Source organism: Paenibacillus taihuensis (genome assembly GCF_003386535.1).
Taxonomy (GTDB): domain Bacteria; phylum Bacillota; class Bacilli; order Paenibacillales; family Paenibacillaceae; genus Paenibacillus_Z; species Paenibacillus_Z taihuensis.
In genome coordinates, this window is record NZ_QTTN01000015.1 from 125,822 (window position 1) to 135,166 (window position 9,345).

The 9,345-nt window shown below is 56.4% G+C and carries 8 protein-coding genes and 2 tRNA genes; 6 read left to right on the forward strand and 4 right to left on the reverse strand.

The genetic code is table 11. The features are described 5' to 3' along the window. Nucleotides 1–33: 33 nt before the first annotated feature. From A8990_RS14425 to A8990_RS14440, 4 genes are all read right to left on the reverse strand, one after another. Nucleotides 34–954 carry a ribokinase gene (locus A8990_RS14425; RefSeq protein WP_116189733.1) on the reverse strand — a complete coding sequence of 307 codons (921 nt, stop codon included), beginning with the start codon at nt 952–954 and terminating at the stop codon, nt 34–36. 188 nt (nt 955–1,142) lie between these two features. Continuing rightward, nucleotides 1,143–1,219 (reverse strand) — tRNA-Pro (locus A8990_RS14430). An 8-nt stretch (nt 1,220–1,227) separates the two neighbouring features. Beyond that, nucleotides 1,228–1,303, reverse strand: a tRNA-Thr gene (locus A8990_RS14435). A 69-nt stretch (nt 1,304–1,372) separates the two neighbouring features. Continuing rightward, nucleotides 1,373–1,849, reverse strand: coding sequence for a GNAT family protein (locus A8990_RS14440; protein WP_116189734.1), 477 nt, complete (start codon nt 1,847–1,849; stop codon nt 1,373–1,375). Between the two features lie 144 nt (nt 1,850–1,993). Here A8990_RS14440 and A8990_RS14445 point away from each other — a divergent pair, with 144 nt between their 5' ends. The 6 genes from A8990_RS14445 to A8990_RS14470 are packed head-to-tail and all read left to right on the forward strand — an operon-like array spanning nt 1,994 to nt 8,962. Beyond that, nucleotides 1,994–3,355 (forward strand): aspartate aminotransferase family protein, encoded by a 1,362-nt coding sequence (locus A8990_RS14445; RefSeq protein WP_245996021.1) that lies wholly within the window; start codon nt 1,994–1,996, stop codon nt 3,353–3,355. 15 nt (nt 3,356–3,370) lie between these two features. Continuing rightward, entirely contained in the window at nt 3,371–4,636 is a 1,266-nt protein-coding gene (locus A8990_RS14450) for a M20 family metallo-hydrolase (RefSeq protein ID WP_116189736.1), read from the forward strand. 3 nt (nt 4,637–4,639) lie between these two features. After that, nucleotides 4,640–6,001 carry an NAD(P)-dependent oxidoreductase gene (locus tag A8990_RS14455; RefSeq protein WP_425463906.1) on the forward strand — a complete coding sequence of 454 codons (1,362 nt, stop codon included), beginning with the start codon at nt 4,640–4,642 and terminating at the stop codon, nt 5,999–6,001. Between the two features lie 32 nt (nt 6,002–6,033). Further along, entirely contained in the window at nt 6,034–7,311 is a 1,278-nt protein-coding gene (preA, locus tag A8990_RS14460) for an NAD-dependent dihydropyrimidine dehydrogenase subunit PreA (protein WP_116189737.1), read from the forward strand. A 7-nt stretch (nt 7,312–7,318) separates the two neighbouring features. Next, the gene (hydA, locus tag A8990_RS14465; RefSeq protein WP_116189738.1) at nt 7,319–8,716 is read left to right on the forward strand and encodes a dihydropyrimidinase; all 1,398 of its coding nucleotides are present in this window, start codon (nt 7,319–7,321) and stop codon (nt 8,714–8,716) included. A gap of 15 nt (nt 8,717–8,731) precedes the next feature. Beyond that, the gene (locus A8990_RS14470; protein WP_116189739.1) at nt 8,732–8,962 is read left to right on the forward strand and encodes a hypothetical protein; all 231 of its coding nucleotides are present in this window, start codon (nt 8,732–8,734) and stop codon (nt 8,960–8,962) included. Nucleotides 8,963–9,345: the final 383 nt, after the last annotated feature.

A 9,345-nucleotide genomic window follows, 5' to 3' on the forward strand; every position in this document is an offset into this window, starting at 1 on the left:
CGCAGTGTTCGAAGGCTTTTTTTCATTATAGAGCTACACCAGCTTGTCCATTGTCGGCATGCCGTCTTGCGCGCCGAACACCGTCACGGAGTAGGACGCCGCTTTAACGGCCAGCGGAAGCGTCTGCTCAAGCGACCAGCCGCTTGCTACACCGAAGCAGAGCGCAGCATTGAATGAGTCGCCAGCACCGGTAGTATCGACCACTTGCACGACTGGGGCAGAGAAGGTTGCGATGCTGCCGGAATCTGCACAGGAGATGCCGTGCTTGCCGCGCGTCACGATGAGCTTCTGCCCAGGGAAGCGACTGTTCCAAGCAGTCATCCGTTCGAACAGCTGCTCCTCCGAATCGATGTCTATCGAGCCGCCGCAGTACATTTCGAATTCCGTCTCATTCGGCGTGAAATAATCAGCCAGCGCGATTTGCTCATCCGTAAGCGGAATGGCAGGGGCCGGGTTAAGTATCGTCGGCACGCCGGCTTCGCGAGCGATTCGAAGCGCTGCTTCTACAGCCGGCATCGGGATTTCGAGCTGAACGATCAGCGCAGCGGCATTCCGAATCACATCGGCATACGGCGCAATCGTCGCCTCAGGCGAGCATTCGCCGTTCGCACCAGGCACGATAACGATACAGTTGTCGTTCTCCGTATGCATGATGGTCGCCGTGCCTGTAGGTACGCCTTCGAGCGTAGCGATCGCATCGGTCTTCACGCCGAACTGCTTCATACGCTTCATAATTTCCGAGCCGAACGCATCGTCGCCGACTGCGCCGATCATGGTAACGTCCGCGCCAAGCTTCGCGCAGCCGACGGCTTGGTTCGCGCCTTTGCCGCCCGATATGTAGTGGATAGCCTCTCCTTGAATCGTTTCCCCGATCTTCGGCATTCTTTGCATGGAGATTACGAGGTCCATATTCAAACTGCCAACGACCGCAATCGCAGGGCGTTTATTATTCATCACGAATCATCCTTTTCGATAAGAAGAATGTGGTAACGGTTACATGTTTATCATCTATCGAATATAGCATGCGCCAAAATACATCGTCAATCCAGTTCATCGAAATCATAGAGCGAGCAAAACAAAAAGAAGCTTAAGCACGAGGCTTAAGCTTCTCATAATCTAGTATATGTAGTGGAAACTATTAATGGTCGGGATGACACGATTTGAACATGCGACCCCCTGGTCCCAAACCAGGTGCTCTACCAAGCTGAGCTACATCCCGAGGAAAAATGGTGCCGGCGATAGGAGTCGAACCCACGACCTACTGATTACAAGTCAGTTGCTCTACCAACTGAGCTACACCGGCATCTCATTTGCACAAGAGGTATCTTATCACATAAACAAAAATCTATGCAAGTCCGAATATGAATTTTTTTTATTTTTTTGTCGGCTTAGGTTGAACATGCTTGTTCGTCCACAAAATCCGCCGGTCTTCGAGCAGCGCGAAACCGAATTTGCTGTAGAAATGACGCAGCCTCTCGAGATGTCCCTTCTGATCGGTCAGATGCATGCGCCCCTCGATGTACGCAATGCCTTCCAGCTCTGCACGCCTTAACAGTTCCTCCATCATGATGGACCCGTAGCCTTGTCCGATTTTGTCGCCAAGAATGCGGATGTATTGGAGCTTCCACGCCTGCTCTCCTGGCAGCTTCGAGACATACATGTTCAAGTCGTTCACATACCGCTTCGTCGCCACGCCGCTTACATACACAATACGAGCATTAATGTCGCAGGTACCTGGTGGTGAATACAGAATGACCATATCGCCTAGTCTGGACTCGGTAACGTGAAGCACTCGGCAGCGATCTTCCTCAATACGTGCAAGCTCTGCATGCAGCCTGATCTCATCCATCACGGTTGACCTCCCAATCTTAAGAATGAGCTGAAAGCAATTCCATCTTATTTGACGTCCGAAGAAGAAATGACTTTCCTCCTGCCATATCTACGAACTTGGCCGAATACGCTAGTAAAAAGCAAGGAAGGGGTGGGGCGCGCCTTGAGCACACAGAAGCCGGCATTGGCGAAGGAAGAGCTGCTGGAGAAAGACCGCAAGTATGTATGGCATCATATGTCGCCGCATAATGACAACCCGCTTATCATCGTCTCGGGGGACGGCTGCTGGATTACCGACGCGGATGGAAACCGGTATTTTGACGGCATGTCGGGGCTATGGTGCGTCAACGTTGGGCATGGACGGGAACGGATTGCGAAAGCGGCTTATGAGCAGATGAAGACGATTGCTTATTCACCGATGAGCCAGTCGCATGTGCCGGCGATTCAGCTGGCAGAGAAGATCAACAGCTGGCTCGAGGGCGACTACCGAATCTTCTTCTCGAACTCCGGATCGGATGCGAATGAGGTAGCGTTTAAGATCGCACGGCAATATTACCATCAAAAAGGGGAACCGGCGCGGCATAAGTTTATTGCTAGACACCGAGCCTATCATGGCAGTTCATTCGGTGCTTTGAGCGCAACCGGGCAGGCACAGAGGAAGCTGAAATATGAGCCGCTTGGAGCTGGGTTCCAGCATGTTCCGCCCCCGTATTGCTATCGCTGTCCGTTTGGACAATCCTATGGCAGCTGCGGACTGGAATGTGCGGATGCGGTTGAGGCGGCGATCAACTGGGAAGGCGCAGATTCGGTTGCGGGAATTATTCTGGAGCCGGCGATTACGGGCGGGGGCATGATTGTGCCGCCTGCGGAATATTTGCCCAAGGTTCGCGAGATCTGCGACAAGTACGGTGTGTTGTTGATATTGGACGAGGTCATCTGCGGGTTCGGAAGGTCTGGCGAGAAGTTCGGCCATCACAATTATAGCGTTGAGCCGGATATCGTGACGATGGCGAAAGGCTTGACCAGCGCGTATTCGCCGCTGTCGGCTACGGCTGTTCGCAGCTCGTTGTACGAGAGCTTCAAAGGCAAGGATGGGGCGAGCCACTTCCGGCATGTGAATACGTTCGGCGGCAATCAGGTATCATGCGCGGTGGCGATCGCGAATCTGGAAATTATGGAAGAGGAGCAGCTGGTGGAGAGATCGGCTCGGATTGGCAAGGAGCTGGATCGTTTGCTTGAACCGCTGAAGACGCATCCGAACATTGGTGATATTCGGCTGTTCGGTTCCGCGTGCGGCATCGAGCTTGTTGTGGATCAGCAGTCGAAAACACCTGCGGATGCGGATCTGGTGCTGCGAGTCATCAGTGGCTGCAAGTCACGCGGCCTGCTTGTGGGGAAGAACGGCGACACCGTGCCGGGTTTCAACAATATCATAACACTTTGTCCGCCGCTTATCACGACGGATGATGAGCTTGCTTTCATAGCAGGGGCGATTACAGAGGCGCTAGAATCGATCAGCTCATAGGCAGGGGGGAGCAAAATGACAACAGCCTGCAGCCTCACCATTAACAACGAGCGATTGCACCAGCGGATTGAAGAGCTTGCGCGCATCGGCAAGCTTGGCGATACCGGCGTTTGCCGGCTTGCGCTTTCGCCTGAAGACTTGCAAGGCGTGCTGCTTGTGAAGGGCTGGATGGAGCAGGCCGGACTCGCGGCCCGCATCGATGCGTTCGGCAATCTAATTGGCCGCTTGGAAGGGAAGGATCCGGGCAAGCCGATTCTGATGCTCGGCTCGCATATTGATTCTCAGCCATACGGCGGCAGATTCGACGGTGCGATCGGCGTGCTCGGGGCACTGGAAGCGGTGCAGACGCTGATCGAACGGGGCATACAGCCGGAGCAGCCGATCGAGGTTGTCGCCTTCTGCGACGAAGAGGGCTGTCGCTTCAATAAAGGGCTGTTCGGCGTGCGCGGCATGACTGGCAAGCTCGAGGAAGGTGAGCTCGAGCGCCAGGACGCAAACGGCATTACGCGGCGCGAGGCGCTGCTCGCCTTCGGCGGCGATCCGAGCCGTTTCGAGGCTGACCGCTACGCCGCGGGCGCAATTGGTGCCTTTCTCGAGCTGCACATCGAGCAAGGACCCGTGCTCGACGCGCGGCAGGAGCCGCTCGGTATCGTGACAGGCATCTCCGGCCCGCTCTGGCTGACGGTGGAGATGACTGGCTTCGCGGGCCATGCCGGCTCGGTGCCGATGCCGATGCGCCGCGATGCGCTGGTTGGCACCGCCCGCGTCATAACGGCTCTGAACCAGCTGGCGCGCTCGGAAGCCGGCGCGCCGACTGTCGGCACGGTCGGCGCGCTGACCGTATTCCCGAACTCACGGAACATCATCCCCGAGAAGGTGACGTTCACGATCGACCTGCGCGACATCGATATGTCGCGGCGGGTTGAACGGGAGCGGCAGCTGCGCAATGTGCTCGAAGAGGCGGCTTCCGAGTGCGGACTTACGTATACGGTTCGTGAGGATACGAACAGCGAAGCGAGATTTTGTGCGGACCACATTCAGGCTGTGATCCGCGAGGAAGCGCAGGAGCTGTTAGGCTACGCGCCGCATGAACTGATGAGCGGTCCGTTTCATGATTCGCTCGCGCTGTCCTATGTGTGCGATTATGCAATGATTTTCGTGCGCTGCAAGGACGGCATTAGCCATAATCCGCTTGAATACGCTGCTCCGCGCGACATTGAGCTCGGCGCTGAGCTGTTATACCGGACGATGGTTCGTCTGGCATTGGGTGAGGAGGTGTAAAAGTTGTTTATTTCCGAAGATGCGTTAAAGCGCAATTTTGCTGAAGTGAAGGCAGGACTTAGGCCGAAGCAGGCGTTCGAGGAAGCGCATCGCTGCCTCTACTGTTATGACGCGCCATGCATCAAAGCATGCCCGACCGGGATCAATATTCCATCCTTCATCAAACGGATCTCGAACAAGAACATGCTCGGCGCGGCGAGGACCATTCTCGAGGCGAATCCGATGGGAGCAAGCTGCGCACGTGTATGTCCGACTGAGGAGTTGTGCGAAGGGGCTTGTGTGCTCAATGACTCGTCGAAGCCGATCCTTATCGGCGATCTGCAGCGGTTTGCAACGGATTGGGCGATTCGCAACAACCAGCAGTTATTCGCTTCCGGAGAGCGCAACGGACGCACAGTCGCTGTCGTTGGCGGCGGTCCGGCTGGATTGTCCGCAGCGCGTGAACTCGCCCGGTTTGGCTTCACGGTAACGGTATTTGAGGCGAAGTCGCAAGCGGGCGGATTAAACACATACGGCATCGTATCGTTCCGGCTGCCGCAGGAGATTGCGCTCTGGGAAGTGGAGCAGGTGCGCAGACTTGGTGTCGACATCCGGACGAATGTTGTTGTCGGGCGGGATGTGACGGCAGATGAACTGCTTGGTACATATGACACTGTCGTTCTGGCCGTTGGCATGTCCAAGGTGCCGACGCTGGGCATCGCGGGTGAGGAGCTGGACGGTGTCTACGATGCGATTGAACTCGTGGAATCGACGAAGGTCTCACTCTCCGGCGAGCTGAGTGGACGGAGGGTTGTCGTCATCGGTGCAGGCAATACCGCGATTGACGCCGCCACTTGCTCCGTGCGCATGGGAGCAGAGCACGTCGAGATTTGTTACCGCCGATCCAAGCAAGAGATGACTGCTTATGAGTTCGAGTACGAATTTGCGAAGAGCGACGGGGTTGCGTTCCGCTGGTTGACCGCTCCCGTGCGCATCATTGGCGATGAGCAAGGACGCGTGAAGGCAATTGAGTGCGTCCGCATGAAGCTGGAGCCGGCGGACAGCGGCAGGCGAGCGCGTCCAGTAACGATACCGGGCAGCGAGTTCACCATCGAAGCGGACGCGGTCATTAAGGCGATCGGCCAAACGCGGCATGTACCGCTGGTCGAGCAATTTCAGCTGGCGCACACGCGAGGTATCGTAACAATCGATAATGAGACGTATCAGACGTCGAATCCGAAGGTATACGCCGCAGGCGATGTAATCTTTGGCGAGGGGCAAGGGGATGCGATGGTCGTCTCCGCCGTGCAGCAAGGGAAGCTGGCGGCATTCGCGATCTATAAGCAGCTTGTGCTGGACGATCCGGACGGGGGCAGTCAAACGTAAGTCTACATTCCAACGAAGGGCAGGGCGTTCCTATGGCTGATTTGCGCATTAATTTGGCGGGGATAAAGTCCCCGAACCCGTTCTGGCTTGCCTCCGCTCCGCCTACGAATACGGGGTATCAGGTGCAGCGGGCGTTCGAGTCTGGTTGGGGTGGTGCGGTGTGGAAGACGCTTGGCGATCCGATCATCAACACCTCTTCCAGGTTCGCGGCCGTGCATTTCAATGGCCACCGGGTTGCAGGCTTCAACAATATCGAGCTCATTACGGACCGCCCGCTTGACGTCAATTTGAAGGAAATCTATGAAACGAAGAAGCTGTTCCCCGACCGCGCGCTCGTCGCATCGCTAATGGTTGAACCGAAGCGGGAAAAGTGGCATGAAATTGTGAAGAAGGTGGAGGCTGTCGGGGTGGACGGGCTGGAGCTGAACTTCGGCTGTCCGCACGGCATGGCGGAGCGCGGCATGGGCTCGGCTTCCGGACAGCAGCCGGATCTGGTGGAACGTCAGACGTACTGGGTGAAGGAGGCGGCGCGGACGCCGGTGATCGTCAAGCTGACGCCGAACATCACCGATATCACGGCAACCGCGATTGCGGCTGCTAGAGGCTGCGCGGATGCGATCTCGCTGATCAATACGATCAATTCGCTCGCGGGCGTCGATCTCGACAGCTGGAACACGATTCCGCATGTGGCGGGCAAGGGTTCGCATGGCGGCTACTGCGGCCCAGCCGTGAAGCCGATTGCACTCAATATGGTGGCGGAATGCGCGCGCAATGCGAAGGTAAGCATCCCCATCTCCGGTATCGGCGGCATATCGGATTGGAAGGATGCGGTGGAGTTTTTGCTGATGGGCGCAACCGGCGTGCAGGTGTGTACAGCTGTTATGCACCATGGATTTCGCATCGTCGAGGAGATGATCGACGGACTGACGAACTATCTGGACAGCAAAGGCATCGAACGAGTAAGCGACCTGGTCGGACGCGCCGTGCCGCGATATACCGATTGGGGCAATCTCGACTTGAATTACGCCGTGACCGCGCGGATCAATACGGAAACCTGCATCAATTGCAATAAGTGCTACATAGCCTGCGAGGATACGGCACATCAGTGTATTGAGCGTGCTCAGGATGAGGAGTCAGGGGCGAGCTACTTGAAGGTGCGCGAGGAAGACTGCGTTGGCTGCAATCTGTGCGCGATTGTTTGTCCGGTCGAAGGTGCGATCGATATGGTGGAGCAGCCGGCAGCAGGCGTGCCGATGTCTTGGAATGAGCGGCAGGCGGCGATTGCGAAGCTGTCAATGAAAGGAGCGTGACTGAAGGATGGCTCGGATCATTAAGAACGGTACTGTCGTGACGGCGGCAGATACGGTGAGAGCGGATGTGCTCATCGAGAACGGGATCGTGACCGCGATCGGAACGACACTTGAGCTGATTGCTCCACATGATGTAGAGGTAATCGATGCCGAAGGATGCTACGTGTTCCCGGGCGGGGTCGACCCGCATACGCATCTGGATATGCCGTTCGGCGGCACGGTCACCGCAGACGACTTCGAGACGGGGACGATTGCGGCGGCATACGGCGGTACGACGACGATTGTGGATTTCTGCCTGACGGAGAAAGGGAAGCCGCTCAGCAGCTCCATCCAAACTTGGCATCGCAAAGCCGGAGGGAAAGCGGTTATCGACTACGGCTTTCATCTGATGATCAGCGAGATCAACGATCAGGTGCTGGCAGAACTGCCGGACATCATCGCTGAGGAAGGCATTACTTCGTTCAAAGTGTTCATGGCGTACAAGAATGTGCTGCAAGCCGACGACGGCATCTTGTTCCGGATTCTGCAATGCGCGAAGCAGCACGGTGCGCTTGTTATGGTACATGCGGAGAATGGAGATGTCATCGACGAATTGATCAAACAAGCGCTGGCGTCTGGGCACACGGAGCCGATCAATCATGCGCTGACGCGCCCATCCATCTTGGAGGGCGAGGCGACAGGCAGAGCCGTGAGGCTGACGGCTTTAGCGGATTCGCAGCTATACGTCGTCCATGTCACATGCGAGGAAGCCGTGCTCCAGATCGCGCAAGGCCGTCTGGAAGGCCATAACATCTGGGGAGAGACTTGCCCGCAGTACTTGCTGCTCGATATCTCGCATCTGGAGCTGCCGGATTTTGAAGGAGCTAAGTATGTCTGGTCACCGCCGCTGCGTGCGAAGGAACATCAGGAAGTGCTTTGGAACGCACTAAGGAACGGACAGCTGCAGACGGTCGGCTCCGATCAATGCTCGTTCAATTTCAAAGGGCAGAAGGAGCTTGGCGCGGACGACTTCAGCAAAATCCCGAACGGCGGCCCGATCATCGAAGACAGGTTCAGCTTGCTCTATTCGGAAGGCGTGGAGAAAAGACGGCTGACGCTTAATAAATTCGTCGATGTCATCGCGACGCGTGCCGCGAAGCTGTTCGGCATCTTCCCGCAGAAAGGGACGATTGCTGTCGGCAGCGATGCGGACATCGTCATCTTCGATCCATCCGTGAAGCGGGTCATCTCGGTGGCAACCCATCATATGAATGTGGATTATAACCCGTTCGAAGGGATAGCCGTAACCGGCGAACCTATCTCTGTACTTAGCCGAGGCGAATTCCTTATTCGCGATCGGCAGTTTGTCGGCACGAAGGGAAGCGGGAGATTTCTGCGACGTCAGCCATTCGGGAGCGCAAATTGAAGGAGGAGATCACGAATGTCGGATTTTGAGCAATTTATGGCGGAGAAAAATGCAATTGACGAGTATTTAGAGCAGGATTATCGCATCGTTGGCGTGACAGAGGAGCTGAATGGCGACAGGCTGCGGCTTCAACCGCCTGCAGGAGCGCCAGACAGCGTGCCGATTACGCTGCTGATCCAGAATTCGAATGCGCGCAAGTATTGGTCGACGCTGCTCTTCGCAACCTCCGAATCGGATGTGGACTAAAGTTTAGGACTCTCCGCTTGCTGGCGGGGAGTCTTTTGTGCGCTTGGCAGCGCAATCGACTAAGGAGTGAAAGTCTCTAGCACACCGCGAGGTGGCGGAAGTGCATAGCTGACGCATAGTGCTTTGTCCGCGAGGAGAGGTGCGGAGGATGCGAAGGCAAAACCCGGAACAGGCGGCATACCAAGTTGGCTGACAGAGCCGGATAACCCTGCAAAAGAAGGGGAGGTCCAATACCACCAGTGGCTCTGGAAGTTAGGAGGACTGGTTTCGGGGGAAAGTCGGTTGACGTGACCCAAGGAGATCTCATCGTCTCCGCTAAGAAGCGGTAACCCTTGTTCGAAACCGTGACGGTTAAGGCGAGGTTATGGAGGGTGAGAAGTCAG

Bases quoted from the DNA above. Each gene is read 5' to 3' on its own strand.
- A8990_RS14425 (WP_116189733.1), bottom strand. From the start codon at position 954: ATGAATAATAAACGCCCTGCGATTGCGGTCGTTGGCAGTTTGAATATG.
- A8990_RS14440 (WP_116189734.1), bottom strand. From the start codon at position 1,849: ATGGATGAGATCAGGCTGCATGCAGAGCTTGCACGTATTGAGGAAGAT.
- A8990_RS14450 (WP_116189736.1), top strand. From the start codon at position 3,371: ATGACAACAGCCTGCAGCCTCACCATTAACAACGAGCGATTGCACCAG.
- preA (WP_116189737.1), top strand. From the start codon at position 6,034: ATGGCTGATTTGCGCATTAATTTGGCGGGGATAAAGTCCCCGAACCCG.
- hydA (WP_116189738.1), top strand. From the start codon at position 7,319: ATGGCTCGGATCATTAAGAACGGTACTGTCGTGACGGCGGCAGATACG.
- A8990_RS14470 (WP_116189739.1), top strand. From the start codon at position 8,732: ATGTCGGATTTTGAGCAATTTATGGCGGAGAAAAATGCAATTGACGAG.